At 71.8% G+C, this 25,341-nt stretch carries 27 protein-coding genes and 1 pseudogene; 18 read left to right on the top strand and 10 right to left on the bottom strand.

Going from position 1 to position 25,341, the window contains the following annotated elements:
• Nucleotides 1-2: 2 nt before the first annotated feature.
• Nucleotides 3-473 (bottom strand): winged helix-turn-helix transcriptional regulator, encoded by a 471-nt coding sequence (locus tag N8I84_RS07245; protein ID WP_263228781.1) that lies wholly within the window; start codon nt 471-473, stop codon nt 3-5.
• 115 nt (nt 474-588) lie between these two features.
• On the opposite strand from N8I84_RS07245, the gene N8I84_RS07240 reads away from it, so the two are divergent.
• Entirely contained in the window at nt 589-1,758 is a 1,170-nt protein-coding gene (locus N8I84_RS07240) for a thiolase family protein (RefSeq protein WP_263228780.1), read from the top strand.
• A 127-nt stretch (nt 1,759-1,885) separates the two neighbouring features.
• Here N8I84_RS07240 and N8I84_RS07235 read toward each other — a convergent pair whose 3' ends face one another.
• Nucleotides 1,886-2,761, bottom strand: coding sequence for a TVP38/TMEM64 family protein (locus N8I84_RS07235; protein ID WP_263228779.1), 876 nt, complete (start codon nt 2,759-2,761; stop codon nt 1,886-1,888).
• Between the two features lie 49 nt (nt 2,762-2,810).
• Between N8I84_RS07235 and N8I84_RS07230 the strand changes: the two genes are divergently transcribed.
• The 6 genes and pseudogenes from N8I84_RS07230 to N8I84_RS07205 all read left to right on the top strand — a co-directional run bounded on the left by N8I84_RS07230 (nt 2,811) and on the right by N8I84_RS07205 (nt 8,628).
• On the top strand, nt 2,811-2,999 hold the full coding sequence (locus N8I84_RS07230; RefSeq protein WP_263235057.1) for a hypothetical protein: 189 nt from the start codon (nt 2,811-2,813) through the stop codon (nt 2,997-2,999).
• Nucleotides 3,000-3,129: 130 nt separating this feature from the next.
• A complete protein-coding gene (gene tuf / locus N8I84_RS07225; protein WP_263228778.1) occupies nt 3,130-4,299 on the top strand; it encodes an elongation factor Tu in 1,170 nt (389 codons plus the stop codon).
• A gap of 61 nt (nt 4,300-4,360) precedes the next feature.
• Nucleotides 4,361-5,206: a spermidine synthase gene (locus N8I84_RS07220; RefSeq protein ID WP_263228777.1), complete on the top strand. Its 846-nt coding sequence runs from the start codon at nt 4,361-4,363 to the stop codon at nt 5,204-5,206.
• 68 nt (nt 5,207-5,274) lie between these two features.
• Nucleotides 5,275-5,736 (top strand): DUF4442 domain-containing protein, encoded by a 462-nt coding sequence (locus N8I84_RS07215; RefSeq protein WP_263228776.1) that lies wholly within the window; start codon nt 5,275-5,277, stop codon nt 5,734-5,736.
• 769 nt (nt 5,737-6,505) lie between these two features.
• Nucleotides 6,506-7,264 (top strand): annotated as a pseudogene (locus tag N8I84_RS07210) (alpha/beta fold hydrolase); the annotation flags it as partial.
• A 659-nt stretch (nt 7,265-7,923) separates the two neighbouring features.
• Complete coding sequence (locus N8I84_RS07205) at nt 7,924-8,628, top strand: class I SAM-dependent DNA methyltransferase (RefSeq protein ID WP_263228775.1); 705 nt, start codon at nt 7,924-7,926, stop codon at nt 8,626-8,628.
• 17 nt (nt 8,629-8,645) lie between these two features.
• Here the strand turns inward: N8I84_RS07205 and N8I84_RS07200 are convergent, their stop codons facing one another.
• From N8I84_RS07200 to N8I84_RS07185, 4 genes are all read right to left on the bottom strand, one after another.
• The gene (locus N8I84_RS07200; RefSeq protein WP_263228774.1) at nt 8,646-10,664 is read right to left on the bottom strand and encodes an NACHT domain-containing protein; all 2,019 of its coding nucleotides are present in this window, start codon (nt 10,662-10,664) and stop codon (nt 8,646-8,648) included.
• 122 nt (nt 10,665-10,786) lie between these two features.
• Nucleotides 10,787-11,278 carry a hypothetical protein gene (locus N8I84_RS07195; protein WP_263228773.1) on the bottom strand — a complete coding sequence of 164 codons (492 nt, stop codon included), beginning with the start codon at nt 11,276-11,278 and terminating at the stop codon, nt 10,787-10,789.
• Nucleotides 11,279-11,739: 461 nt separating this feature from the next.
• Nucleotides 11,740-13,350, bottom strand: a complete 1,611-nt coding sequence (locus tag N8I84_RS07190; protein WP_263228772.1) for a solute symporter family protein — start codon at nt 13,348-13,350, stop codon at nt 11,740-11,742.
• The gene (locus N8I84_RS07185; RefSeq protein ID WP_263228771.1) at nt 13,344-13,745 is read right to left on the bottom strand and encodes a DUF485 domain-containing protein; all 402 of its coding nucleotides are present in this window, start codon (nt 13,743-13,745) and stop codon (nt 13,344-13,346) included. The genes N8I84_RS07190 and N8I84_RS07185 overlap by 7 nt, the downstream gene beginning before the upstream one ends.
• Nucleotides 13,746-14,440: 695 nt before the next feature.
• Here N8I84_RS07185 and N8I84_RS07180 point away from each other — a divergent pair.
• On the top strand, nt 14,441-15,100 hold the full coding sequence (locus N8I84_RS07180; RefSeq protein WP_263228770.1) for a DedA family protein: 660 nt from the start codon (nt 14,441-14,443) through the stop codon (nt 15,098-15,100).
• Between the two features lie 3 nt (nt 15,101-15,103).
• Here the strand turns inward: N8I84_RS07180 and N8I84_RS07175 are convergent, their stop codons facing one another.
• Nucleotides 15,104-15,637: a gamma carbonic anhydrase family protein gene (locus N8I84_RS07175; protein WP_263228769.1), complete on the bottom strand. Its 534-nt coding sequence runs from the start codon at nt 15,635-15,637 to the stop codon at nt 15,104-15,106.
• 106 nt (nt 15,638-15,743) lie between these two features.
• Between N8I84_RS07175 and N8I84_RS07170 the strand changes: the two genes are divergently transcribed.
• The gene (locus tag N8I84_RS07170) at nt 15,744-16,508 is read left to right on the top strand and encodes an acyltransferase (protein WP_263228768.1); all 765 of its coding nucleotides are present in this window, start codon (nt 15,744-15,746) and stop codon (nt 16,506-16,508) included.
• 2 nt (nt 16,509-16,510) lie between these two features.
• Here N8I84_RS07170 and N8I84_RS07165 read toward each other — a convergent pair whose 3' ends face one another.
• Nucleotides 16,511-17,368, bottom strand: a complete 858-nt coding sequence (locus tag N8I84_RS07165) for a DMT family transporter (RefSeq protein ID WP_263228767.1) — start codon at nt 17,366-17,368, stop codon at nt 16,511-16,513.
• A gap of 94 nt (nt 17,369-17,462) precedes the next feature.
• Here N8I84_RS07165 and N8I84_RS07160 point away from each other — a divergent pair, with 94 nt between their 5' ends.
• Both N8I84_RS07160 and N8I84_RS07155 read left to right on the top strand, forming a co-directional pair.
• A complete protein-coding gene (locus tag N8I84_RS07160) occupies nt 17,463-18,035 on the top strand; it encodes a helix-turn-helix domain-containing protein (RefSeq protein ID WP_263228766.1) in 573 nt (190 codons plus the stop codon).
• 42 nt (nt 18,036-18,077) lie between these two features.
• The gene (locus N8I84_RS07155) at nt 18,078-18,632 is read left to right on the top strand and encodes a YbaK/EbsC family protein (protein ID WP_263228765.1); all 555 of its coding nucleotides are present in this window, start codon (nt 18,078-18,080) and stop codon (nt 18,630-18,632) included.
• A 12-nt stretch (nt 18,633-18,644) separates the two neighbouring features.
• Here N8I84_RS07155 and N8I84_RS07150 read toward each other — a convergent pair whose 3' ends face one another.
• Nucleotides 18,645-19,790 (bottom strand): cation diffusion facilitator family transporter, encoded by a 1,146-nt coding sequence (locus tag N8I84_RS07150; RefSeq protein WP_390898863.1) that lies wholly within the window; start codon nt 19,788-19,790, stop codon nt 18,645-18,647.
• Between the two features lie 62 nt (nt 19,791-19,852).
• Here N8I84_RS07150 and N8I84_RS07145 point away from each other — a divergent pair, with 62 nt between their 5' ends.
• Nucleotides 19,853-20,245 (top strand): ArsR/SmtB family transcription factor, encoded by a 393-nt coding sequence (locus N8I84_RS07145; protein WP_263228763.1) that lies wholly within the window; start codon nt 19,853-19,855, stop codon nt 20,243-20,245.
• 190 nt (nt 20,246-20,435) lie between these two features.
• Here the strand turns inward: N8I84_RS07145 and N8I84_RS07140 are convergent, their stop codons facing one another.
• Nucleotides 20,436-20,993, bottom strand: coding sequence for an NAD(P)H-dependent oxidoreductase (locus tag N8I84_RS07140; RefSeq protein ID WP_263228762.1), 558 nt, complete (start codon nt 20,991-20,993; stop codon nt 20,436-20,438).
• Nucleotides 20,994-21,141: 148 nt separating this feature from the next.
• Here N8I84_RS07140 and N8I84_RS07135 point away from each other — a divergent pair, with 148 nt between their 5' ends.
• The 6 genes from N8I84_RS07135 to N8I84_RS07110 all read left to right on the top strand — a co-directional run bounded on the left by N8I84_RS07135 (nt 21,142) and on the right by N8I84_RS07110 (nt 25,336).
• The gene (locus tag N8I84_RS07135; RefSeq protein ID WP_263228761.1) at nt 21,142-21,813 is read left to right on the top strand and encodes a TetR/AcrR family transcriptional regulator; all 672 of its coding nucleotides are present in this window, start codon (nt 21,142-21,144) and stop codon (nt 21,811-21,813) included.
• A 49-nt stretch (nt 21,814-21,862) separates the two neighbouring features.
• Nucleotides 21,863-21,988, top strand: coding sequence for a hypothetical protein (locus N8I84_RS07130; RefSeq protein WP_263228760.1), 126 nt, complete (start codon nt 21,863-21,865; stop codon nt 21,986-21,988).
• 127 nt (nt 21,989-22,115) lie between these two features.
• Nucleotides 22,116-23,126: a cation diffusion facilitator family transporter gene (locus N8I84_RS07125; RefSeq protein ID WP_263228759.1), complete on the top strand. Its 1,011-nt coding sequence runs from the start codon at nt 22,116-22,118 to the stop codon at nt 23,124-23,126.
• Nucleotides 23,127-23,209: 83 nt separating this feature from the next.
• The gene (locus N8I84_RS07120) at nt 23,210-23,665 is read left to right on the top strand and encodes a MarR family winged helix-turn-helix transcriptional regulator (RefSeq protein WP_236042033.1); all 456 of its coding nucleotides are present in this window, start codon (nt 23,210-23,212) and stop codon (nt 23,663-23,665) included.
• Nucleotides 23,662-24,516 (top strand): ABC transporter ATP-binding protein, encoded by an 855-nt coding sequence (locus tag N8I84_RS07115; protein ID WP_263228758.1) that lies wholly within the window; start codon nt 23,662-23,664, stop codon nt 24,514-24,516. The genes N8I84_RS07120 and N8I84_RS07115 overlap by 4 nt, the downstream gene beginning before the upstream one ends.
• Complete coding sequence (locus N8I84_RS07110; RefSeq protein ID WP_263228757.1) at nt 24,476-25,336, top strand: ABC transporter permease; 861 nt, start codon at nt 24,476-24,478, stop codon at nt 25,334-25,336. The genes N8I84_RS07115 and N8I84_RS07110 overlap by 41 nt, the downstream gene beginning before the upstream one ends.
• Nucleotides 25,337-25,341: the final 5 nt, after the last annotated feature.

Raw genomic sequence — 25,341 nt, 5'->3', positions numbered from 1 at the left:
GCCTACGCGGCCGCCGGGCCGGACACCGTCCAGCCCGGCGTCTGCGGGTGCGCCGTCAGGTCCTCGTGGCGCACTTCCTCGCCACAGACGGAGCAGGTGACGACCGGGACGAGTTCGTTGCCGCAGATGTGTTCGACCACCATGGGGCGATCGCCGTCTCTCCTGAGATGGCGGTCGCCCCATTCCTTGAGGGTCATCAGGACCGGCTCCAGTTCCAGACCCGCCGCCGTGGCCCGGTACTCGAAGCGCTGCGGGCGCTCGCTGTAGAGCCTCTTCGTCAGGATCCCCGCCTCCACCAGCCGCTTCAGCCGTGCGGCCAGGATGTCGCGCGGGGCGCCGATGTTGCGCACGAGCTGGTCGAACCGCCCGTTGCCGAGGCACACCTCGCGCAGGACGAGCAGGGAGTACTTCTCGCCGACCAGGGCCAGGGCGTCGGCGATCGAGCAGGGGCGCGGGTCTTTGGAGGCGGCCATGAGCCCAGTCTAGGCGAGGGTTTGCTTTTCCAACTCTGCGGGCTATGGTGGGTCCAGATTTCCTACTCACCGGTAATCGCCGCACCGGCAGCCGCCCGGCAAGGAGGCCCGCACCATGCGTGACGCCGTCATCGTCGAAGCCGTACGCACCCCGGTGGGCAAGGGGAAGCCCAACGGCGCCCTCGCCCACGTCCACCCCGTGGAACTCCTCGCGCACACCTTGCGCACCCTCGTCGAACGCTCCGGCATCGACCCGGCGCTCATCGACGACGTCATCGGCGGCACCGTCGACCAGGTCGGCGAGCAGGCGATGAACACCACCCGGTACGCCGTCCTGTCCGCGGGGTTCCCGGAGACGGTGCCTGCGACCACCGTCGACCGCCAGTGCGGCTCCTCCCAGCAGGCCGTGCACTTCGCGGCACAGGGCGTGCTGTCGGGCGCGTACGACATCGTCGTGGCCTGCGGTGTGGAGTCCATGAGCCGCGTACCGATGTGGTCCAACGTGCCCGCCGGCAAGGACCCCTTCGGGCCCGGTGTCGCCGAGCGCTACCCGGAGGGCCTGGTCCCGCAGGGCATCAGCGCCGAGCTGATCGCCGCCAAGTGGTCGATCGACCGTGAGCAGATGGACACCTTCGCCGTCTCCTCGCACCGGAAGGCGGCAGCGGCCTGGGACGCCGGCCTGTTCGACGCGGAGACGGCGCCCCTGGAGGGCCTCAGGCGCGACGAGTGCGTACGCCCCGACAGCACGTCCGAGATCCTCGCCGGACTCAAGCCCGCCTACTACGACCCCACGTTCGCCGAGCGGTTCCCGCAGATCGAGTGGAACGTCACCGCCGGCAACGCGAGCCCCATCAACGACGGCGCCTCCGCCGTGCTGATCACCTCCAGCGAGACCGCGGCCCGCCTCGGACTGCGCCCGCTCGCCCGGCTGCACAGCTTCGCGGTCACCGGCTCCGATCCGCTGCTGATGCTCACCGGGGTCATCCCGGCCACCGAGAAGGTGCTGCGCAGGGCAGGGCTGACACTCGACGACATCGACCTGTTCGAGGTGAACGAGGCCTTCTCCTCCGTCGTCCTGGCCTGGCAGCAGGAGACGGGTGCCGACCTCGCCAAGGTCAATGTCCACGGCGGGGCCATCGCGATCGGCCACCCGCTGGGCGCGAGCGGCACCCGCCTGACTACGACGCTCGCGCACGCACTCCGCACGCGCGGAGCCCGCTTCGGCCTGCAGACGATGTGCGAGGCGGGAGGCCTCGCCAACGCGATGATCCTCGAGGCGGTCTAGAGGCGCCTGGAGGTGATGTCGGCCAAGAGGCGGCCCATGGGCGGTCCGGTGGCGGTTTACTGCGGTCCAGTGGCGGTCCAGCGCCGCGACCGGAATGGTTCACCGGCTCGCGCCGCCCGGATCGGCACTACCGCCCGCGCAGGTGGTGGCGCTTGCGCCAGGCCACCACCGCTCCGGCCAGAGCGGGCACGGCGATGAACGCCAGCGCGATCAGGAAGGCCGGCGAGGTCGGCTTCGCGGCACGGGCTCCGGCGACCACGTACGCGGCGGTGTTCGGGACCGACCCGAGCGCCGTCGCGAGCAGGAACGGCGCCCAGCGCATCCGGGAGACGGCGGCGCAGTAGTTGGCCGCCCAGAACGGCACCCCGGGGAACAGCCTCGCCGCCATCATCGAGCGGAAGCCGTGCCGGCTGAGCTGCCCGTCCGCCGCCTTCAGCCAGCGCCCGCGCAGCAACGGGCGCAGCGCGTCCTGCCCGAGCACCCGGCCGAGCCCGAACGCGATCCCCGCCCCGAGCACGGTGCCCGCGAGGGCCGCGCCCGTGCCGGGCTGGGAGCCGAACAGGGCGCCCGCCGCCAGGTTCAGCAGCGGGCGGGGCACGAACGCGACCGTGCACACCCCGTACGCCACCGCGAACACGACGGCCGCCGCGGCACCTCCGAGCTGCGGCGGCCAGCCGTGCGCCAGCAGTCTCTGCGGCTCGAACGCCAGCACACAGGACGCCGCCGCCGCGAGCAGCGCGACGAGCAGGGCGAGACGCGACCAGGGCGACAGCAGCACTCTGGTGCAACGGGCGGCGAAACCGGGCGATATGACGGCGGCGGCGACCGGTGCGGCTGTGTGCTCCGTGGCGGCGGCCTGGGGAGAGGCCGTGGTGACGGCCCGGGGAGAGGCCGTGGCGGCGGCCTGGGGAGAGGCCGTGGCGGCGGCCTGGGGAGAGGCCGTGGTGACGGCCCGGGGAGAGGCCGTGGCGGTGCCGCCAGAGCGGGTGGTGGCATCGAGCATTCGGTGACAGTAACCGACGGGTGCGTGTGATCGCCGTATGGTCCGCCTCATGGGGCGTGAGAGGCATCTCTCGGCGAACTCGCCCCGCGCGGAAAACCATTCGACGCCGACGGACGAGTCGGCGATGCTCTACGGCATGTTCCGGTACGCCTTCGTCCTCGCAGCATCCGCCGTCGCGGATGCTCCGAAGGCTGCCGTCCCGCTCCTCGTGGCCGCAGTCGACGGCGCCCGAAGCTGACCCTTCCCGGATCGTCCGGCGGACCCCGCAGGGGGAGGGTCGGCAAGACCTCGGGGTCCCCGTCCCGGCCGCCGTTCCCGACGCCGGGGCCGTCACTTGAGCACCACCGAAGAGGCTACGAGGTACAGCCATGTCCAAGACGGCATACGTGCGCACCAAACCGCACCTGAACATCGGCACGATGGGCCATGTCGACCACGGCAAGACCACCCTGACCGCCGCCATCACCAAGGTCCTCGCCGAGCGCGGCAGCGGCACCTTCGTGCCGTTCGACCGGATCGACCGGGCCCCGGAGGAGGCGGCGCGCGGCATCACCATCAACATCGCGCACGTCGAGTACGAGACGGACACCCGGCACTACGCGCACGTGGACATGCCGGGCCACGCCGACTACGTCAAGAACATGGTCACCGGGGCCGCGCAGCTCGACGGGGCGATCCTCGTCGTCTCCGCGCTCGACGGGATCATGCCGCAGACCGCCGAACACGTGCTGCTCGCCCGGCAGGTGGGCGTCGACCACATCGTCGTCGCCCTCAACAAGGCCGACGCGGGCGACGAGGAGCTCACCGACCTGGTCGAGCTGGAGGTCCGCGACCTGCTCACCGCGCAGGGCTACCCGGGGGACTCCGTACCGGTCGTACGCGTCTCCGGGCTCAAGGCCCTGGAGGGCGACCCGCGTTGGACCGCGGCGATCGACGCGCTGCTCGACGCGGTGGACACGTATGTGCCCGTGCCCGAGCGGTACGTGGACGCGCCGTTCCTCCTGCCGGTGGAGAACGTGCTCACCATCACCGGCCGCGGCACGGTCGTCACCGGCGCGGTCGAGCGCGGCAGAATCCGGGTGGGCGACCGGGTCGAGGTGCTCGGCGCGGAGGTGGAGACGGTGGTCACCGGTCTGGAGACCTTCGGCAAGCCGATGGAGGAGGCGCAGGCGGGGGACAACGTTGCGCTGCTGCTGCGCGGGGTGCCGCGCGACGCGGTCCGCCGCGGGCACGTCGTCGCGGCGCCCGGCAGCGTGGTGCCGAGCCGGCGCTTCACGGCGCGGGTGTACGTGCTGTCGGCCCGTGAGGGCGGGCGTACGACGCCGGTGTCGACCGGTTACCGGCCGCAGTTCTACATCCGTACGGCGGATGTCGTCGGCGACGTCGACCTCGGGGAGACGGCGGTCGCCCGCCCCGGCGACACGGTCACGATGACGGTGGAGCTGGGCCGTGAGGTCCCGCTGGAGCCGGGGCTGGGGTTCGCGATCCGTGAGGGCGGCCGGACGGTCGGCGCCGGCACGGTGACGTCCCTCGCCTGAGGGTGCCGTTCCGAGCGGGTGCGGGGAGGCCGCGGTCTTCCCGCACCCGCACAATGGAGCCGTGAGCGAGCCCATACCCGTCACCCGTACCACCGACCACGGCACCGCCAAGCTGATGCCCGACGTCGACCGTGAGCGGGCCTGGCTCCTCACGGTCGACGGGGCGCCGCAGTCGTACGTCGATCTGGACGCCCCGACGCATCTGGAGTTCGAGTACGCGCGACGGCTCGGCCATGTGCTGGACACGGCCGCGGAGCCGGGGCGGGCGCTGGACGTGGTGCACCTCGGCGGGGGCGCGCTCACCCTGCCGCGCTATGTCGCCGCGACCAGACCCGGCTCACGGCAGGACGTGGTCGAGGCCGACCGGGGCCTGCTCGACCTCGTCGTGGAGCACCTGCCGCTGCCCGCGGACTCCGGCATCACCCTGCACGCGGCTGACGCCCGCGCCTGGCTCGAGGCCGCCCCGCCGTCCTCGGCCGACATCGTGATCGCGGACGTCTTCGGCGGCTCCCGTGTCCCCGCCCACCTGACGACGGTGGCGTACGCGCGTGCCGCCGAGCGGGTGCTGCGCCCGGACGGCGTCTATCTGGCGAACCTCGCCGACTCCGCGCCCTTCGCCTTCCTGCGCTCCCAACTCGCCACATTCGCGACGGTTTTCCAGGAGCTGGTGCTGATCGCCGAGCCGGCCGTGCTGCGCGGCCGCCGCTTCGGCAACGCCGTACTCCTCGCCGGGCACCGGCCACTGGACACGGCCCCGCTCGCCCGCCGATCCGCCGCGGACGCGTTCCCGGCCCGCGTCGAACACGGCGCGGCGCTACGGGACTTCTTGGGCGGCGCGGAGCCGGTGCACGACGAGAACGCCGTCCCGTCGCCTGAACCTCCCGACGGCGCCTTCAGCATCGGCTGACGGGGTGCCGTGTCCGGCGTTGCGGCATCCGCGGAGCGGGGTGGCCAGAACTACTACTCGCCGGTAACATGTCGTCTGTGACAGTTGACAGCGCCTCGATGGGCGAGATGCTTGCCGCCGCGGTCCCTATGGTGCGCACCCTGAACCTCGAGTTCATCGAGGTGACCCCGGAGCGTGCCGTGCTCCAGCTCCCGGACCAGCCGGAATACCACAATCACCTCGGCGGTCCCCACGCCGGCGCCATGTTCACGTTGGCCGAATCCGCCAGCGGAGCCATCGTTCTGACAGCCTTCGGCGACCAGCTCTTCCGCGCGGTACCGCTCGCGGTGCGGGCCGAGATCGACTACAAGAAGCTCGCCATGGGACCGGTGACGGCCACGGCGACCCTGGGCCGCCCGGCGGCCGAGGTCATCGCGGAACTCGACGCGGGTGCGCGGCCGGAATTCCCTGTGAGCATTGCCATTCAGCGCGAGGACGGGGCCGTCACGGGCGAGATGACCGTGGTGTGGACCTTGCGGCTGAACGGGTGAGCCGGGGCCGAGCCACCTCGGCGCGGCGCTGCCGGCAGGTCGGGCCGAGTTCGGGCCCGGCCGTCTTCAGGAGCAGGGCCGAGTCGCCTGCACGAACGTCGGCGACCTGACGTCGTCTGCCGGCCCTGTCAGGTCGCCCGGTGGCGCTCGGGGTGCCCACGCCGGGTGCTGGCGGGACCCCCGGCAGCCACTCCTCCAGTTCGGCACGCAGACGAACCGTCGTGCCCGGTTGGCACAGCAAGCCCGACCGGAGTGCCGGGGGTCACGCGCGCGGCAAGATCGTCATCACCGTGCCCTGACAGCCTCGCTGACAGCTGAAGTGCTGGTCGGCCACGGGAAGCCGCGTGGGGGCGGTGTTGCTCACCTGCTGAAAAATGACCGAGGTGCGGAAGCCGGTGATCTCGCCGCGCTCGCCGAGCCGGTCCGACGGGGACGAGCGCCTGAACGCCGCGGTTGAGGGCGGCGGGGATGTCGGCGTGGTAGGCGGGGATGACGCCCCTGCGGTGCAGCGCGCGAACCCGCTCCAGACAGGTCGGGGCGGCGGGACCGGACGCCCGCCACGATGCCGCAGACCCCAGGGGCTGCGGATCGTGCACGCCGTGAAACCCTGACGAGCACTCAGGACTCTCCCATGACGCCGGCCGCGAGACGGTACGCGACCGGCGTACTCCCACCCAGAAGGGCGGCTGGCATGAACTCCACCAGCGCGGCGTCGGCATCGGCGAGCGGGACCAAAGCGCGCGCGGTCCTCGTCGCGCCCGGTGTCACCATCTCCTGTGACGATCTCGGTTCCCCCGCAGGGGTGCCGGTCCTGTTGGTCCACGGGCACCCGTTCAACCGCAGCATGTGGCGGCCCCAGGTTGAGGCGCTCGTGGGCGCGGGGTACCGGGTGATCGTCCCCGACCTGCGCGGCTACGGGGAGAGCACGGTCGTTCCAGGGACGACGCTGCTGTCGGACTTCGCGCGGGATCTCGCGGAGCTGCTCGACCGGCTCGGGGTGGAGCGGGCCGTGGTGGCGGGGCTGTCGATGGGCGGCCAGATCGCCATGGAGATGCAGCGCAGTCACCCCGAGCGGGTGGCCGCGCTGGTGCTGGCCGACACCTCACCGGTCGCCGAGACCGAGGAAGGCAGGGCGTTCCGCAACGCGCTCGCCGACCGCCTGCCGGCCGAGGGCATGGACGGGTACGCGACCCAGGTGATCGACAGGATGATCGCGCCGCACCACGTGACCGGCCTGCCCGAGGTCGCCGGGCACGTACTGGGCATGATGCGCGGCACCGACCCGGCCGGAGCCGCGGCGGCCCTGCGCGGGCGGGCCGAACGGCCGGACTACCGCCCTGCGTTGGAGGCCGTGCGGGTACCGACCCTCGTGATGGTGGGCGCCGAGGACACCTACACGCCGGTGGAGGAGGCCCGGCTCATCCACGGGCTCGTCACCGGCTCGTCGCTCGAAGTCATCGACGACGCCGCCCACCTGCCGAACCTGGAGCAACCGGAGCGGTTCAACGCCGCGCTGCTGGCCTTCCTCGATGCCCACCGAACCGCACTCGCGCCCGCGCACCCGCTGCTGGCGTACCTTTGCGACGCCGCCGAAGGACGCTTCCCGCCCGCCGACGGGGCGGTCACGGTGCTGCCCGCGCTGCCCGGCGGACTGGAGTGCTCGGTCGCCTTCACCGGCCACGCCGTCGTCGCCACCGCGCTGCCCGGCGCACAGGTCCACGCGCACCGGCCCGACGGCTTCGGCGGCTCCTTGTCCCCGGACTTCCTGCGCGCCCTCGCCGGACCCACGGGCCGGATCGGCAGCGTCGACGCCACCCTCGTCCACCGCGGCACCGGCGGCCCACCCCGCCTGCGGCCGATCACGGACGCCGACGACCACCCCAGGGTGCGGTATGCCCGGCAACTGCGCTCCGGAGTACGGGTATTCGGGGACGAGCGAGGCTTGGTCACTCTGGCGGCGGGACTCGCCGGGCGTACGGAACTCAGCATCGAACTGCATCAACCCGCGGACGGCGGTCGCGGACAAGGCCGGGCGCTGCTCGCCGACGCCCTCACCCTGGTCCCGGAAGGGGAGCTCGTCCACGCCGCCGTCGCCCCGGGCAACGCCCGCTCGCTGCGCTCCTTCCTCGCCGCCGGGTTCACTCCGATCGGTGCCGAAGCGATCATCCGACCCGAGCGGAGCCAGGCATGACAGCACCTCGCCCGCATACCGCGGCGACCGCCGTGACACGCCGCAGCTACGACACGGTGGCCGAACGCTACGCCGCCGAGATCGGCGACGAACTCCAGGGCAAGCCCCTCGACCGCGCTCTGCTGGACGCCTTCGCCGAACTGGCCACCGACGGACCGATCGTGGACATCGGCTGCGGACCGGGCCACGCAACAGCCCACCTGGCCCGCCGCGGAGCCCGTACCTTCGGCGTCGACCTGTCGCCTGCCATGTGCACCATCGCGCACCACGCCACCTCCCTGCCGTTCGCCGCTGCGGACATGACCGCGCTGCCGATCCGCTCGCGGACGGCGAGCGGCATCCTGTGCTGGTACGCCGTGATCCACCTGGACCAGAACCAACGAGCCGCCGCCTACAGGGAATTCGCCCGTGTGCTGCGCCCTGAAGGCCATGCCCTCCTCGCCTTCCACACCAGCGACGGCGACACCCGCCCCGGACAGGCGACACACCTCACCGAATGGTGGGACCGCCCCGTCGACCTCACCTTCCGCTTCCTCGACCCGGTCGCCGAAACGGCGGCCCTCGCCCAAGCGGGCCTCACCCTCACCGCACGGCTCGACCGAGCACCACACCCCGGACACGAGCACCCCAGCCGGCGGACCTATCTCCTCGTACGTCGGCTCCCACAGGCACACGGATGCACGATCAACCCGATCTTCTAGGCGACCCGAGCATGCGGTCAGTCGCACCGCTCAGCCAGTGCCGGCCGCTCGGAGTCGCGGCTGCTCGAGGTGAAGGCCTCGTACCGGCTCCGCAGACGAGCCTGCAGGGCGGTGTGTCGGAACTGGTACACGACGCCCGCCTGCCGGATCACCTTCAGTCGGTGTGCCGTGCGCAGGTGACGGGTGAACGAGCCGTACCCCAGGCCGTGGCGCCGGCTCACCACGACCGGTGTGATTCGTAGGACAACCGCAGGCCCGAGACCGAGCAACCAGCCCATGGCCGCGCCGATGCCACAGCCGTAGCGCAACCCTGTGGACGCACCGCCCTCGACGGCTCCGGCGAAGGCGGTCACCAGCCCGGTGGCGATGGTGGCGGTGAGGACGACGTAAACGGTACGCAACCAGTCCCCGCGGTAACTCCGGGGCACGGTGATGCGCGTGTCGTCGGTCAGCGGCTGCGACCACAGGGCGAGCAGGCCGCCCTCACCGTGTGGGGTCAGGTCTCCGCCGACGACCCCCAAGAAGAAGATGCCCAGGCTCGCACCCAGCCCCGCGAGGACTCCTTTTGCGAGGTAGGCGCCGTAGAAGAACGGCGCGGCCGGCATCAGCCCCTTGCCCAGGACGTATCGAGCCTCGGCGGCTGTGGGCTTGCGGAGCCGCATCCCCAGTGGTCGGCCTCCTGCGCGATGCAGTTGGTTGAACGCCAGGACCCCGAAGAGGCCACCCAGCCCCCAGGCGGCCAGCGCGATGCCAATGAGCAGGATCGTGGACCGCTCGCCCGTGACGAGCACCCCGAACAGGCACAGCACCGTGGTGGACAGCGCGGCAGGGACCATGCACATCCCGGCGAGCCGGTCCGGGGACGCCCAGTTCGGTATCTGCCACCACCGCAGGTCGGTGCCTTCACCCAGGTGGAACGCGGTCCATTCGAGGAAGCGCAGCCCTCGGCGCCTGCGCCGTGCCAGGTTCCAGGCGCTGATCCTTCTCGTCGCGCGGGCCCACCACCGGCCGCGCCGGGAACCGCGAAGAGTGTCGCGGCGGCGCTCGTCCGAAGGGCCCGGAATCCCGGGTGCGTCGGGGTACACCCGGTCGAGGAACTGGTCGACGACCGTCTCCTGGATCTTGTCGTGGTCGCCCAGCGCCAGGAGTTCGGCCGGGTCGTGCTCAGGGCCCGGCTCCGGATAGGCGGCGTGCATCAAGGACACGTAGAGCGGGGTCTGCAGGGCGCGAGCCATCGGTCCGCCGGGGTGGGCGACGATGTGGTCGGCCAGGTTCTGCCAGACGGGCAGATCAGCGCCCGCGTTGCCCTTCGTCAGGTAGAGGGCCACGGTGTCCGCCTGCAGCGGGCGCAGCTGGAGCACCACCGGGGCGACGATCTTGCGGCCGGGTGCCGTGGGCCTGACGTATTCGCCCGACCGGCAGGTGATCACGACCGGCAGAGCACCGGCCTCGGTGGCCACGGCTGTCATCGCCGCCTTGCGCAGCTCCTTGGGCATCTCGTCGAGCCCGTCGAGGAACAGTGCCACCCTGCCCTCGTCGAACAGCCGTGCCGCGGCTGCCGGGCCGTAGACGGAATCCTTGCGCAGGTGAGGCACCAGCCACTCCATCGCCTCGACCGCCAGCTCACGCAGCCGGCGCTCGTGCGGGTTCCAGCTGCTGAGCGTGATCCAGACGGGGACCCTGACTTCCGGGTTCTCCTCGCGGTCGTCCAGGGCCGCCAGCAGCAGGAGCAGCATGGCGGCCGACTTGCCGGTGCCCGCATGTCCCAGCAGAACCAGGCGGGTGGGGTCGGGAAGCCGGCTGTAGACCTGTGTGTAGAGGTCGCCGACGACACCGCTGTCGCCGTCCGACTCCGGGAGGACCTCGTCGCGCGGGCGGGAGAAGCGATGGTCCCAGATCCACTGAACCGGGATGGACGGCTTGTCGTCCAGGTCGTACACCCCTTTCTCAGCGCCCCAGAAACGCCCGGATTCGGTCGCGAGATGGTGGGCAGCCGTGTCCAGACCCTCTCGTCGGCGCCTGAACAGCAGGTTCACCGTCCCGATGGTTCCGGCTGCGACGGTCCCCGAGGCGATGACCCCGGCACCCTGTGCTTGAGCGTCTGGTGAAGCGTGACCGCGGGACGGAGAGCGACGTCGGGAAAGAAAGCCGGGAGCGTTCAGTCGCGGGAACGACCCGGCCCCTGAGGGTCCCCCGAAGTCCGACCGATCGTCACCGTCCCGATGTTCCACGCCGCCGCGGCACCGTGGTCGGCGCGGATGTCGACGTCACCGGCGACGGTCACACCGCCGTGGCCGAGCACACTCTGCCCGCCGGCCTGCTCGCCGGCCCTCACAGCGGCCACGAGCTCGGTCACCGCCCGCGCGAAGGCATCGTCCTTGCCGGCCGCGGCAGTGACGGCCAGTTCCACCTGCTGACGGGTCAGCTCACTGATGTGGCTGTCACCGACGGCCGTGGCTGCGGCCTCCTCTTCCAGGTCGTTCAGCACCGGGTGACCTATGAGCTTTCCTGCCACCACCTCATGCAGCTTGTCCAACCCGGCATCGATCGCCGCGTCGACTTCGCCGTCCAGCCGCCCCGCCGCTCGACGCGCCTTGCGCACCGCCCACGCGATCACGTACCCCGTGACCACACCGGCTTCGATCACCACACCGCTCACATCCCGTCACTCGGAGTGCCTGTCGAGTGACACATCATGGGCGATCGCCGGGAGGAAGCTCCCGCCTTGCCAGAATCAGGGCCGATCTTGCCTTTGCCTGTTCCGTTCTGACGGATACGGCCGGCGGCGGTGGCCGGATCGGCAGCGCGGTCCTGCGGCCGGGCATCACGCCCGTCCGGCCCTGTCGTGTCGGCCGGAACCAGGGACCGTGTCGGCCGGAACCAGGGACCGTGTCGGCCGGAACCAGGGACCTCGGCCGGTGTCGATGGGCTCATCGGCTGCCGCGAAGTGCAGATGGCGCCGTCACCGGCGAAATGACGGTGGTCCGGACCCTGCGCCCCAACGGCTGACGCCACAACGGGCCGCCGTGCGGCGGAAGGCCCCGGCCGGGCGCGTTCGCCCTGGCAGGGGCCCCTCCGCGGTGGGCGGTGCCGGGACGTCGGAGGGAGCGGTCAGTCCCGGGCCGCGCGGGGCGCCGCGCCCACCAGCGTGCGGATCTGGAACTCCTCGTACTCCGCGGGCTCCTGCTGCGGTCGCAGCACGCTCCCCAGCCACCCCAGCAGGAATCCCGCCGGGATCGAGACGATGCCCGGGTTCTGCAGCGGGAACCAGGCGAAGTCGATATGTGGATACACCGATGTGGGGGAGCCGGAGAGCACCGGGGAGAACACCACCAGCAGCACCGAGCAGGCCAGGCCGCCGTACAGGCTGAGCAGCGCCCCGTGCGCGGAGAAGCGGCGCCAGAACAGGCTGTAGACGAGGGCCGGCAGGATCGCCGAGGCCGCGATCGCGAAGGCGAGGAAGGCGAGACTGGCCGTGCTGATCTCCCACGGCAGCAGGGCCAGCAGCATGCCGAGGACACCGATGACGGCCGCCGCCATCCGCGCCACACCCAGCTCTTCGGTCTGGGTCGCCTGCCCCTTGCGGATGACCTCGCCGTAGAGGTCGTGGGCGAGCGAGGAGGCGGCGGCCAATGTGAGTCCGGCCGCGACCGCGAGCAGGGTCACGAAGGCCAGACAGGAGATCAGCGCGGTGAGCAGGCCGCCGCCGAGGGACTGGGCGAGCAACAGGACGGTCGCATCGCCCCGGGGGTCGATCTTCGCGATGTTCTCGCGCCCCAGGATCGCTGTCGCGCCCAGGCCGAGGATGCCGGCGGCGAGGCAGACGAAGCCGACGAGCCCCATGGCCCAGACGACCGAGGTGCGCAGCACACGGTTGGTGCGGGGAGCGAGCAGACGCATCACCACGTGGGGGAGCGCGGCGAGACCCAGGACGATGGCCAGCTCCAGACTGAAGAAGTCGAGCTTGCTGGCGGTCCCGGCGCCGTAGCGCAGCCCGGACTCCAGGAAGCGCTGCCCGAGGCCGCTGCCCCGGGCGGCGGCCGACAGCAGCGCGTTGACGTTCCAGTGGAAGCGGGTCAGCACCAGGACCGCCATGATCGCCACGCCGGACACCAGCATCACGGCCTTGACGACCTGGATGAAGGTCGCACCGGGCATGCCGCCGAGCGCGGCGTAGACGACGACGATGGTGCCGATGGCGATCACGCACAGAGTGCGGACGGCCTGGCTCGGCTCGCCCACGAACTGGGTCAGCAGCGCCACACTGCCGATGAGTTGGGCCACCAGGTAGAGCGTGGTGATGACCAGGGTGCAGACGGCGAGGGCCAGGCGCACGGGCCGCTGGCGACGGGGCAGGCGCAGCGCCAGGGTGTCGCCCAGGGTGAACCTGCCGGAGTTGTGCAGGGGCTCGGCGACGACCAGGAGCACCGCCATCCAGGCGACCGCGGTCCCGCCCAGGTACAGCAGTCCGTCGTAACCGGTGAGCGCGACCAGGCCCGTACTGCCGAGGAGGGTCGCCGCCGACAGGTAGTCGCCGCACATCGCCAGGCCGTTGCGCAGCGGCGACATGTTCCGGTTGCCGAGGTAGAACTCGCTGATCTCGTCGCGCTGAGGAGCCGTCAGCAGCGCCGTGAACAGGGTCACCACGACGACGGACAGGAAGAGGACGAACGTCAGTTGCAGACTGAACCGGTTCACGACGCTTGCGGAGACCGTCACCACGTGCCGAACCCCCTGGGCTGCCGGTCGCTCGTCCCCCGGGCGTCGGCGCGCTCCAGCTCGGTGCGGAGCCGACGTGCCGCCGGGTCGACGCGCCGGCTCATGTGCACGGTGTAGCGCCACACCGCGAGGGCCATCACGGCGAACTGGGCGAGGCCCAGCGCCAGGCCCACGGTGAGATGGCCGGCCAGACGCTGGTTCATCACACCCGGGGCGAAACTCGACAACAACACGTAGAGCAGAAAACCGCCCACGACAAGCGTCACGGCGACGGCCGCGAAGGCGCGGAAGGCGCCGCGAATCGACTGGAAATCGGGATGCTCGTAGAGGGAAGGAACTCTCGTGGAATCCGCTGCCGGGGGAGACCAGTCGGCGGGTGGCGGTGGATAACCGTTCATGACGCACCTTCTTCGCTGCGTGTGCCGCGCTGCCGTCTTCGGAGCAGGTCAGATGGGGTAACCAGGGACGAGTCGGCCCCGGAGGAAGGGCCCGCCGAGAACTTCTGGGGGTGCCGAAGCCGGGCTTTTGTGCGGACTTTGTGGGGGGTTTGTGGCGCCCCGGCCCTCGGATTCACGGCAAGGTCGGGCGACCCTGTCCGGGGTGGTGACGGGGCCGGATGCGGAGTATCGCAGCGGGGCCATTGAACTATCAACTGCCTGCGTGGCGTGGATATTTGAACAGATTCGTTTCCGCATTCCCTGCGAGTCGAAATGGGTCACGCGGGACGGCCGGCGATTCGCCGCGGCGCCCACCCTCGCCGGTACGCGCGGCTTCGGTGCTTGTCGCGGACGGGGCGAACACGAACGAGGGGCGGTTCTTCGCCTTCTCCCGTACCGGGGCTCGTACGTCGGCGACCGGGTGCCGCTCGCCCCGGAGGAGGCCGCCGCGCCCGGCCGGCCGGGGATCGTCCTCTCCCCGAGGACGGCCGCCCAGGGCGGGAACAGCCTGAGTGCCACCGTCGGACGCGACCGCCAGTGCGATTCCAGGGACGGCGGCACGGCCGGCTGAGCCGGTAGGCTTCACGGCGTGTGCGGTGCCGGCCGGGCCCGCGCGCGCCGTGAAGGCAGGGACGCGAATCGGGGAGGAACCGGCGGTGCACGTCCAGGAGTGGCTCGACACGGTCCCAGCGGGCGCCGTCTACGCCATGGTGGCGCTGGTCATCGGTCTGGAGAGCCTGGGCATCCCGCTGCCCGGCGAGATCGTCCTGGTGTCGGCGGCCCTGCTGTCCTCCCAGCACAGCGGCATCAACCCGGTGGTCCTCGGAGCCTGCGCGAGCGTCGGCGCCGTCGTCGGCGACTCGATCGGCTACGCGATCGGCCGCAAGGGCGGACGGCCGCTGCTGGCCTGGCTCGGGAAGAAGTTCCCCAAGCACTTCGGCGAGGGCCATGTCGCGACCGCCGAGCGGTCCTTCGAGAAGTGGGGCATGTGGGCGGTCTTCTTCGGCCGCTTCGTCGCCCTGCTGCGGATCTTCGCCGGGCCGCTCGCCGGGGTGCTGAGGATGCCGTACTGGAAGTTCCTGATCGCGAACTTCCTGGGGGGCGTCGTCTGGGCGGGCGGCACCACCGCGGTCATCTACTACGTGGGTGTCGTCGCCGAGTCCTGGCTGAAGAAGTTCTCCTACCTCGGACTGGTGGCGGCGGCGCTGATCGGCCTCGCCTCGATGCTGATCCTGAAGCGCAAGGCAGGCAAGGCGAGCAGAGCGGCGGCCGGTGAGCGGGAGACGGAACCGGAGACCGTACCGGCCTCCGAGTGACCCTCACTTCTCCTCGTGCACCTCGCGGTGCGCCCGCGCCAGGTCCGCGTACATCGTGCCGTTCAGTGTGATGACCTCCCGCTCCTCGGGCGTCAGCTCCCGCTTGACCTTCGCGGGGACGCCCGCCACCAGTGAGCCCGGGGGCACCCGCATGCCCTGTGGGACCAGGGCCTGGGCGGCGACGAGGGAGCCCGCGCCGATGACCGCGCCGTTGAGGACGGTGGCGCCCATGCCGATCAGGCAGTCGTCCTCCACGGTCGCGCCGTGAACCACCGCGTTGTGCCCGATGGAGACCCGTTCGCCGACGGTGACGGGGAAGCCCGGGTCGGCGTGCAGCGTGCAGTTGTCCTGGACGTTGCTGCTCGCGCCGACGGCGATCCGCTCGACGTCGCCGCGCAGTACCGCGCCGTACCAGACGCTCGCGCCCGCGTGCAGCGTCACGTCCCCGATCACCACCGACGTGGGGGACACGAACGCCTCCTGATCCACCTTGGGATCCCTGCCGCCGATCCCCGTTATCAGCGCCTTCTGCGTCATGGCCGTCTCCTCGTGGTCGGTACACCGGCACCGTACGCCATCGGTGGGGCGAAGATCACAGGCGCCCGGACGCCCGGCCCCAGCCCCGGCCGATTACGGTAAGCGGGTGCTCAGGAGCAGGAACACGTTCTCATCATGGCGCCGTGGCCTCGCGCAGCGCGCCGTTCACGCGGGCTGGGCCTGGGTGCAGCGCACGGGGTCGGTCAGCGCGGAGCACCCCGGGCGCTTCCGCTTCGGCGCGATGGGAACAGGTAGCAGACTCGCCTTCCCGCTCGGCACGGTCTTCGGCGAGCCCTGGATCCACCTCGGCGCCCACTGCATCATCGGCGAGCAGGTGACGCTGACCGCGGGGCTCATGCCCGACCTGGACCTCGGCCCGGATCCGATCCTGCGCATCGGCGACGGCGTGGTCCTCGGCCGGGGCAGCCATGTCATCGCCGACACCACGGTCACGATCGGCAGTGACTGCTACTTCGGGCCGTACGTCTACGTGACCTCCACCAACCACTCCTACGACGATCCCCATGAGCCGATCGGCAAGCAGTGGCCCCGGATGGAGCCGGTGGAGATCGGGCCGGGCTGCTGGATCGGTACGGGCGCGGTGATCCTGCCGGGGGCGCGGATCGGGCGGAACGTGGTGGTGGCGGCCGGAGCGGTGGTACGGGGCGTCGTACCGGACCACGCGGTGGTGGCGGGGGCCCCTGCGCGGGTCGTACGGCGCTGGACGCGCGAGGCCGGCTGGCAGCCGCCGCTCAGGACCCCGGCCCCGGTCCCGATCCCGGACGGCGTCACGCCGGACCAGCTGCTGGCGCTGGCCGAACTGGACGAGGAGGACGTGGCCCGGCTCGCCGAGCTGGAGGCGGAATCCTGAAGTCAGCCGGTGGCGAGCAGGACCGTACCCACCAGGGCCAGGCCCGCGCCCGCCGCCTGCACGGCGCGCAGCCGTTCGCTGAGGAAGCCGCGCGCGGCGAGCGCCGTGACCACGGGGTAGAGCGAGGCGAGCACCGCCGCCACGGTGACCGGGCCGTGCTGGGCGGCGATCGCGTATGTGCCGTTGGCCGCGACGTCGGCCAGACCGACGAAGGCGAGCGCGGGCAGGGAACGCCAGGGGGTGCCCTCGGCAGGAAGCGCCGGGGCGCCCCTGCGCAGGGCGACGTACAGGGCGGCTCCGCCTCCGGCGACGTTCGCGGCGCGCTGCACGAACAGCGCCAGGAACAGTCCGGTGACCGTGGTCGACGCCTCCGCGATCAGCGCGAACACCGTGCCGAAGCCGAGCGCGGCCACGAGCGCCAGCAGGAACGCCTTCCGCTGCACCGGGGCGCCCCTGAGCTGGGGGCCGCCCGCGAGCACGACGCCGGCGACGGCGACCAGGATGCCCGCCACCTGCACCAGCCCGGGCCGCTCACCGAGGAACAGCCCGACGCCGACGGGGACCGCCACGCTCAGGGTGGCCAGCGGGGAGACCACGCCCATCGGGCCGAGGGCGAGCGCCTGGTAGAAGGAGAGCAACGCGACCGGGCCGATCAGGCCCGCGGCGAGCGCGAACCACAGCCGTGGCCCTGCCTCGCTCCAGCCGCCCGTGCCCACCACGATCGCCCCCAGCACGGCCGCGGCGATCGTCTGCGAGACGACGACCACGGTCAGCGCCGGCATGCGTCGGGTCAGCAGTCCGCCGCCGAAGTCGGCCAGGCCCCACAGAAGGCTGGTGGCCAGGGCGAAGAGCGCTGTCATCGGACCGCCTCGCAGTACAGTTCAGTGAACGATCAGGTGCACCCCACCATAGTTCAATCGAGTCAACTCTGTCATACACAATATTGGACGGAATGTGTCGGACCTCGAACTGCTGACCCAGTCCCTGGCGCGCAACGTCAAGCGGTGGCGTACCGAGCGGGGTTTCACCCTGGACGCCCTGGCCGCCCGCGCCGGAGTCAGCCGCGGCATGCTCATCCAGATCGAGCAGGCCCGCACCAACCCGAGCATCGGCACGGTCGTCAAGATCGGCGACGCCCTCGGCGTCAGCGTCACCACGCTGCTCGACTACGAGCAGGGCCCGAAGGTCCGCATCGTCCCGGCCGAGCAGGCCGTACGCCTGTGGCACACCGACGCCGGCAGCTACAACCGCCTCCTCGCCGGCACCGAGGCGCCCGGCCCGCTGGAGATGTGGGACTGGCGGCTGATGCCCGGGGACCGCAGCCCCTCGGACCCGCACCCCGTCGGCACGGTGGAACTCGTCCACGTCACCGCCGGCGAGCTGACCCTCACCGTCGACGGCGTCGAGCACCGGGTCCCCACCGGCGCCAGCGCCTCCTTCGAGGCGAGCACCCCGCACACGTACGCCAACGACGGCGACGTCCCGATGGAGATGGTGATGGCGGTCTCGGTGCCGCCCGTGCGCTGAGACGCCGGCGGGCCGGGGGCGCCCGGCTGTTAGCGTGCCGTCATGCGCGCACCCATCGGAGACTTCGACCACGCCGTCCCGGCCCCCGACTGCCTCGAGGAACTCACCGGCCCCGTCGCCGACGCCGTACGCCAATGGAGCGGCAGCGTGCCCGCCGAGCAGATCGTGTACGTCGACACCGAGCCCGACTGGGCCGACACGGCGACCTTCCTCGAGCACTACGGCAAGGAGCTACTCGACCAGTCCGCCAACTGCGTCGTGGTCGCGGGCAAGCGCGGCAGCGACACGACGCTGGCCGCCTGCGTGGTCCTCTCGGCCACCCGGGTCGACGTCAACGGCGTGGTCCGCCGCCGACTCGGCGCCCGGAAGGCCTCGTTCGCGCCCATGGACCTGGCGACGGGGGAGACCGGGATGGAATACGGCGGCATCACCCCGATCGGACTGCCGGACGGCTGGCCGGTGCTGGTGGACTCCAGGGTCGTCGACCTGCCGTACGTCCTGGTGGGCAGCGGCCGGCGCCGCGGCAAGCTGCTGGTGCCGGGCAAGGCGTTCGCGGAGCTGCCGGACGCGGTGGTGCTGGAGGGCCTGGGCGTCTGAGGGACGCTGCGGTCAACTCCGGGCGTGGTGGGCCAGCGCCAGGTGCGGGTCCGCCTCGCCCGGTGCAGGCGCCGGGTCCGCGTGCACCAGGGCGGCCGTGAGCCTCGGTACCGCGTGCAGCAGGGCGTGTTCGGCCTCGACCGCGATGGCGTGCGCCCGCCGTACGCTCACCTCGCCGTCGACCACGACCGCCACCTCGGCGCGCAGCCGGTGTCCGATCCAGCGCAGCCGCAGCTCGCCCACTTCACGCACACCCGGCACCTCCGCGACCGCCCGCTCCGCCCGGTCCACCAGGGCCGGGTCGACGGCGTCCAGCACCCGACGGAAGACCTCGCGCGCCGCGTCCCGCAGTACCAGCGCGATCGCGGCCGTGATCGCCAGTCCCACGATCGGGTCGGCGAGCTGCCACCCGAGCGCCGCCCCGCCCGCGCCCACCAGCACCGCCAGCGAGGTGAAGCCGTCCGTACGCGCGTGCAGTCCGTCCGCGACCAGCGCGGCCGAACCGATCGCGCGACCCACCCGGATGCGGTGACGGGCGACCCACTCGTTGCCGGCGAAACCGATGACGGCCGCGACGGCGACGACCGGGACGTGCTGCACGGGGCGTGGGTCCAGCAGTCGTTCCACCGCCGTCCAGGCGGCGAAGGCGGCGGAGGCGGCGATCGTCAGCACGACCACGATCCCGGCGAGGTCCTCCGCGCGGCCGTACCCGTAGGTGAAGCGGCGTGTGGCCGCACGCCGCCCGAGGACGAAGGCGATGCCGAGCGGTACGGCGGTCAGCGCGTCGGCCGCGTTGTGCACGGTGTCGCCGAGCAGCGCCACGGAACCGGACAGCACGACCACCACCGCCTGCGCCAGCGCCGTCGCCCCGAGCACGGCCAGCGAGGCCCACAGCGCACGCAGTCCGCGCGCGGAGGACTCCAGCGCCGTATCGAGCTTGTCGGCGGTCTCGTGGGAATGGGGGGTGAGGAGGTGGCGGAGGCGGGAGAGCAGGCCGTGCGCAGGCTCGTGGTCGTGCCCGTGGGGGTGTGATTGCGGGTGGTCATGGGGATGGGCGTGGCGACCGTGCGTATGCGTCAGGCCGTGCTCATGTCGCACGTGTCCGTCTCCTGCGTGCCGGTGCCCCACCCGTTCGCGCCCCGCGTGCTCGTCTCTCATCCCAGGCCCCTTCCGCCGTGCGGCAGTGGACGGGTACCCGCCCAGGGAGCCATTATGTGCGTATGAGCGCACGCATGCACCTATCATCTGCGCAGGATGCGCAGCCGCGCACGGACGGCACGGTCGCCGACGGCCATCCCCGCACTCCCGCGGAGGAGCAGTTCGCGCTGGCGGCCGAGCTGTTGGCGCTGCTGGGCGACCGCACCCGCCTCGCCCTGCTGCACGCCCTGAGCGGCGGCGAGGCCGACGTCTCGACGCTCACCGAGGCGTGCGGTGCGGCCCGGCCCGCCGTGAGCCAGCACCTGGCGCGGCTTCGGCTGGCGGGCCTGGTCGACACGCGCAAGGAAGGCCGCCGAGTGATCTACTCGCTGCGCGACGGCCATCTGCGCCGGGTCGTGGACGAGGCCCTCAGCCTGGCCGACCACCGGCTCACCGACAGTCCGGCGCACGACTGAGACGCCGGATTCATCGGCCGGTGTCGTCCTCGCCGCCCTCCATCAGGTCCGCCGCCGCACCCGGTCCGGCGCGCCCCCGCGCATCCGCCGACGTCCCCGTACGCGGACAAGGCCGTGGGCCAGGACCGCTCGGTCCTGGCCCACAGCCTTGTCACGTCCCGGGCCGGTGTGCGACCCGGTGCCCGGCAGGTCAGGCGGCGACCGGCTGGGCCTGAGAGAGCTGCTCGATGACCTTGGTCAGGCCCTCGACGACCTCGGCGTCGTCCGCCGGGTGGGTCTCGGCGAAGCGGGTCACGGAGCCGGGGATGGACAGCTTGGCGTCCTCGACGACGTGGGCGCCGGCGATGCCCACGGCCTTGCGGGTCTCGTCCTGCGCCCACACGCCGCCGTACTGGCCGAAGGCGGTGCCCACGACGGCGACCGGCTTGCCGGTCAGGGCGCCGGCGCCGTACGGGCGGGACAGCCAGTCGATCGCGTTCTTCAGGACGGCGGGGATGGTGCCGTTGTACTCGGGCGAGAAGAGCAGCAGCGCGTCGGCCTGGGCGGCGGCGTTGCGCAGCGCGGTCGCGGCCTCGGGGACGGTGCCCTCGACGTCGATGTCCTCGTTGTAGAAGGGCACCTGGCCCAGACCCTCGTGCAGCACCACCTCGACGCCCTCGGGGGCGTGCTTCGCGGCGGCCTCGGCGAGCTGACGGTTGTGGGAACCGGCACGAAGGCTGCCGACCAGGGCGAGGATACGAACAGACATGGCAAAACTCCCGGGATGTGCGATCAGTACAAGCGGACCGGGGAAGTCCGTTGAACGTTGTACCACTTCAAGCGGACCGCGGTCCACTTCCTGCCCACCATAAACGGACCAGGGTCCGATTGTCTTCCCTCGGCGCTAGTCTGATGTCATGACCGAGCCGCTCCCGCCTCTGCTGCCGCCCCCGCCCGACGCCGACGCGCCGACCGACCTCGCCCTCATGCCCACCGGCGAGACCGCCCGGCTGCGCGCCGACGCCGCCCGCAACCGCACGCGTCTGCTGGAGGTCGCGGCCCGCCTGGCCGCGGACCGCGGCATCGCGAACGTGACCATGGAGGACATCGCCTGCGGCGCGGGCGTCGGCAAGGGCACCGTCTTCCGGCGGTTCGGCGATCGCATGGGCCTGATGGTGGAGTTGCTCAGCCACCACGAGGAGAAGCTCCAGGCCGCCTTCCTCTCCGGACCGCCGCCGCTCGGTCCGGGCGCGCCCGCCCGGGAGCGGCTGCGTGCGTTCGGTGCGGCCGTCATTCGCCATGAGCACACTAACCGTGACCTGTATCTGGCCGCCCACATGGACGCGAACCGCCAGCGCGCGACTCCCCCGTACCAGCTCCGGCTGGTACACGTGTGCATGCTGCTGCGCGAGGCACGGGCGGACGGCGACACCGAACTCGTCGCGCACACGTTGCTCGGCTACCTGGAGACGGCACTGGTCGACCACCTGCTGACCCGCCGCGGGATGTCCCTGGAGCGGGTCGAGGCCGGCTGGTGCGACCTGGTGGACCAGTACACGAGCCGATGTACCGGCCGATGTACGGGCTGACCCGCACCCCGCGCGTTCAGTGGCGGTGGCCGTGACGACCGTGAGCGGGATGGCCGAGATGTTCGTCCCCGCCGACCACGATCCCCGCGTGCGGGGCCCCGCCACCGGCGACGAACGCACCCTCCCCGCGGATCCCCTCGCCGGCCGGCGTGCCATCCGCCCCTCATCGCCGTAACGTTTGTGCAGGTCAGCGGCTTATTATCGGACATGACAACGGTCACCGGTGCAGCCTTTGCCCTGGGACGGGGCCATGGGTTTCACTGCGGTCGGGACAACCGATTGCGAGGGGGAAGGCGGACCACATGAGCGGTCACGGTCATGAACACGGAGCGGGGGACCACTCCGGGCACTCCCACGGCGTGTCGGCGGACGCAGACCGCCGCTGGCTGGGCCTCGCCCTCGGCCTGATCACCGTGTTCATGGCGGCCGAGGTGGCCGTCGGCATCGTCGCCGGCTCCCTGGCGCTGCTCTCCGACGCGGCCCACATGCTCACCGACGCCGCGTCCATCGTCCTCGCCCTCATCGCGATGCGGCTGGCCGCCCGCCCGGCCCGCGGCGGCTTCACCTACGGCCTCAAACGCGCGGAGATCCTCTCCGCCCAGGCGAACGGCCTGACCCTGTTTCTGCTGGGCGGCTGGCTGGCGTACGAGGCCGTACGACGCCTGATCGCGCCGCCCCAGGTGGAGGGCGGCCTCATGCTGGCCACCGCGCTCACCGGGATCGTCGTGAACGTGGCCGCGACCTACTGCATCTCGAAGGCCAACCGCACCTCGCTGAACGTCGAGGGCGCCTATCAGCATGTGCTGAACGACCTGTTCGCCTTCATCGGCACCGCGATCGCCGCGCTCGTCGTCGTCCTGACCGGCTTCGAGCGCGCCGACCCGATCGCCACGCTGGTGGTCGTCGCGCTGATGGCGAAGGCCGCGTACGGGCTGCTGCGCGACTCCGGCCGCATCTTCCTGGAGGCCGCGCCCGCCGACGTCGACCCGGACGCGCTCGGCGACCGGCTGGTCGCCCGGCCGGGCGTCGTCGAGGTGCACGACCTGCACGTCTGGCAGATCACCTCCGGCCAGGCCGCGCTGTCCGCGCACGTCCTGGTCGAACCCGGCGGTGACTGCCACGCCGTGCGCCGCGACCTGGAGGAGGTGCTGCGCCACGACTACCGCATCACCCACACCACCCTCCAGGTCGACCACGCCCCCGAACAGGTCCTCCAGGTGGCCCTGCCCGGCGACCGGAGCACCGCGGACGACGCCGCGCACTGCGACGCCCCGCACGGCCCGGTGCACCGGGAGGAACCTCACCACCACTGACGGCGAGCGTCTCGACCCGTTCTTGATGGTCCTTGACCGTCTCTTTCCCCGAATACCTCTGAAGCAGAGCTAATCTCATCGGTGTGGAACCGGAAAGGCTCGCCGACGACCTGGTGGCCGCGCTGATCGGAGTACAGCGGCTGATCCGCCGACGCGTGCGCGGAGGGATGGCCGCGCCGCCGCTGCGCGGAGCCGAGGTCGAACTGCTGCGCCTGGTGGTGGAACGGCCGGGCATCGGAGTGTCGGACGCCGCCAAGGAGCTCTACCTGGCGGGCAACTCGGTCTCCACGCTCGTCAAGCACCTGGTCCGCGACGGCTATCTGATCCGTGAGACGGACCCCGCCGACCGGCGGGCCGCGCGCCTGCTGCCCACCGAGGCGGCCAGGGCACGGCTGCACGACTGGCGCGAGCGGCGCGCGGCACTCGTACGCGGCCAGGTGGCCCGCCTCGACGAGGCGGACCGCAAGGCGCTCGAGGTGGCCCTCCCGGCCCTGCGCAAGCTGGCGGAGAACCTGCACGAGGAGGCGGAGGAGACATGACGCGGAACACGACGGACGGCAAGGCCCCGGCAGTCGACGCCGTCACCTGTGCCGGGCTGCGTTACTCCTTCGGGGAGACCAACGCGGTCGACGGGTTGGACCTCTCCGTCCGCGACGGTGAGGTCTTCGGACTGCTCGGCCCCAACGGCGCGGGCAAGACCACCGCCATCCGCTGCATGACCACACTCCTGCCGGTCCCGGCCGGCATGGTGCGCGTCTTCGGTCACGACGCGACGCGTGAACGCATGGCCGTACGGCGCCTGCTGGGCTACGTACCGCAGCAGCTCTCCGCCGACGCCGGGCTCACCGGCCGGGAGAACGTCGCCCTGTTCGCCCGTGTCTTCGACGTCTCCCGCAACGAGCGTGCCCGCCGCGTGGACCAGGCCCTCGCCGCCGTCGACCTCACCGCCGCGGCCGACCGGCTCGCTAAGACGTACTCCGGCGGCATGGTCCGTCGGCTGGAACTCGCCCAGGCGCTGGTCAGCGCGCCGCGGCTGCTGATCCTCGACGAGCCCACCATCGGCCTCGACCCCATCGCCCGGACCAACGTGTGGGAGCACATCAACGCCGTACGCGCCGCCACCGGCATGACCGTCCTCGTCACCACCCACTACATGGACGAGGCCGACCAGTACTGCGACCGCGTCGCCCTGATGCACCGCGGCCGCGTTCGCGCCCTCGGCACCCCCGAGGAGCTGCGGAGCGGCCTCGCGCAGCGGCTCGGCACCGAAGGCCCGCTGCCGACGCTGGAGGACGTCTTCCGTGACGTCGCCGGCAGCGGACTCGACGACCAGTCAGGAGACTTCCGCGATGTCCGAAGCACCCGCCGCACCGCATCCCGCGTCGGCTGACCGCGCCCACCCGGCGGACCTCGACCTGCTGGTGGCCCCACCGCGGGCCCGCACCGGCTTCAGGGTGCTGCCCGCCCGGGTCGGCGCCATGTGCGCCGTCGAGCTGCAGAAGCTGCGCCACGACCGCACCGAGTTGTACACCCGGGCGGTCCAGCCGGCGCTGTGGCTGCTGATCTTCGGGGAGACGTTCACGCGGATCCGGGCGATCCCCACCGGCGGCATCCCCTACCTCGACTACCTCGCGCCCGGGATCATCGCCCAGTCCGCGATGTTCATCGCGATCTTCTACGGCATCATGATCATCTGGGAGCGGGACTCCGGGATCCTCACCAAGCTGCTGGTCACTCCGACCCCGCGGGCCGCGCTGATCGCCGGAAAGGCCTTCGCCGCCGGAGTGAAGGCGCTGGTCCAGGCGGTCGTGGTGGTCCTGATCGCGGCGCTGCTCGGGGTCGCGCTGACCTGGAACCCGCTGCGGCTGCTGGGTGTCGCGGTGGCCGTCGTCCTCGGCTCTGCCTTCTTCTCCTGCCTGTCCATGACGATCGCCGGCATCGTCCTGACCCGGGACCGCCTCATGGGCATCGGCCAGGCGATCACGATGCCGCTGTTCTTCGGCTCCAACGCCCTCTACCCGGTGCACGTCATGCCCGGCTGGCTCCAGGCCATCAGCAAGGTCAACCCCCTGAGCTACCAGGTCGACGCCCTGCGCGGCCTGCTCCTCGGCACGCCCTCCCACCTGCTCACCGACTTCCTGGTGCTGCTGGTGGCGGCGGCCGTGGGCATCACCTCGGCATCGTCGCTGCTGGGACGTCTGGCCCGCTGACGCGG

The organism is Streptomyces cynarae, from assembly GCF_025642135.1.
GTDB lineage: Bacteria > Actinomycetota > Actinomycetes > Streptomycetales > Streptomycetaceae > Streptomyces > Streptomyces cynarae.
Note: the sequence above shows the minus strand (reverse complement) of the source record. Positions and strands in the feature narration are given on the sequence as shown.

What these genes read in the sequence shown, in the direction of transcription:
- N8I84_RS07245 (WP_263228781.1), bottom strand. Translation starts at nt 473, where the DNA reads ATGGCCGCCTCCAAAGACCCGCGCCCCTGCTCGATCGCCGACGCCCTG.
- N8I84_RS07240 (WP_263228780.1), top strand. Translation starts at nt 589, where the DNA reads ATGCGTGACGCCGTCATCGTCGAAGCCGTACGCACCCCGGTGGGCAAG.
- N8I84_RS07235 (WP_263228779.1), bottom strand. Translation starts at nt 2,761, where the DNA reads ATGCTCGATGCCACCACCCGCTCTGGCGGCACCGCCACGGCCTCTCCC.
- N8I84_RS07230 (WP_263235057.1), top strand. Translation starts at nt 2,811, where the DNA reads ATGGGGCGTGAGAGGCATCTCTCGGCGAACTCGCCCCGCGCGGAAAAC.
- tuf (WP_263228778.1), top strand. Translation starts at nt 3,130, where the DNA reads ATGTCCAAGACGGCATACGTGCGCACCAAACCGCACCTGAACATCGGC.
- N8I84_RS07215 (WP_263228776.1), top strand. Translation starts at nt 5,275, where the DNA reads ATGTCGTCTGTGACAGTTGACAGCGCCTCGATGGGCGAGATGCTTGCC.
- N8I84_RS07205 (WP_263228775.1), top strand. Translation starts at nt 7,924, where the DNA reads ATGACAGCACCTCGCCCGCATACCGCGGCGACCGCCGTGACACGCCGC.
- N8I84_RS07185 (WP_263228771.1), bottom strand. Translation starts at nt 13,745, where the DNA reads ATGAACGGTTATCCACCGCCACCCGCCGACTGGTCTCCCCCGGCAGCG.
- N8I84_RS07175 (WP_263228769.1), bottom strand. Translation starts at nt 15,637, where the DNA reads ATGACGCAGAAGGCGCTGATAACGGGGATCGGCGGCAGGGATCCCAAG.
- N8I84_RS07165 (WP_263228767.1), bottom strand. Translation starts at nt 17,368, where the DNA reads ATGACAGCGCTCTTCGCCCTGGCCACCAGCCTTCTGTGGGGCCTGGCC.
- N8I84_RS07155 (WP_263228765.1), top strand. Translation starts at nt 18,078, where the DNA reads ATGCGCGCACCCATCGGAGACTTCGACCACGCCGTCCCGGCCCCCGAC.
- N8I84_RS07150 (WP_390898863.1), bottom strand. Translation starts at nt 19,790, where the DNA reads ATGAGAGACGAGCACGCGGGGCGCGAACGGGTGGGGCACCGGCACGCA.
- N8I84_RS07145 (WP_263228763.1), top strand. Translation starts at nt 19,853, where the DNA reads ATGAGCGCACGCATGCACCTATCATCTGCGCAGGATGCGCAGCCGCGC.
- N8I84_RS07140 (WP_263228762.1), bottom strand. Translation starts at nt 20,993, where the DNA reads ATGTCTGTTCGTATCCTCGCCCTGGTCGGCAGCCTTCGTGCCGGTTCC.
- N8I84_RS07135 (WP_263228761.1), top strand. Translation starts at nt 21,142, where the DNA reads ATGACCGAGCCGCTCCCGCCTCTGCTGCCGCCCCCGCCCGACGCCGAC.
- N8I84_RS07130 (WP_263228760.1), top strand. Translation starts at nt 21,863, where the DNA reads ATGGCCGAGATGTTCGTCCCCGCCGACCACGATCCCCGCGTGCGGGGC.
- N8I84_RS07125 (WP_263228759.1), top strand. Translation starts at nt 22,116, where the DNA reads ATGAGCGGTCACGGTCATGAACACGGAGCGGGGGACCACTCCGGGCAC.
- N8I84_RS07115 (WP_263228758.1), top strand. Translation starts at nt 23,662, where the DNA reads ATGACGCGGAACACGACGGACGGCAAGGCCCCGGCAGTCGACGCCGTC.
- N8I84_RS07110 (WP_263228757.1), top strand. Translation starts at nt 24,476, where the DNA reads ATGTCCGAAGCACCCGCCGCACCGCATCCCGCGTCGGCTGACCGCGCC.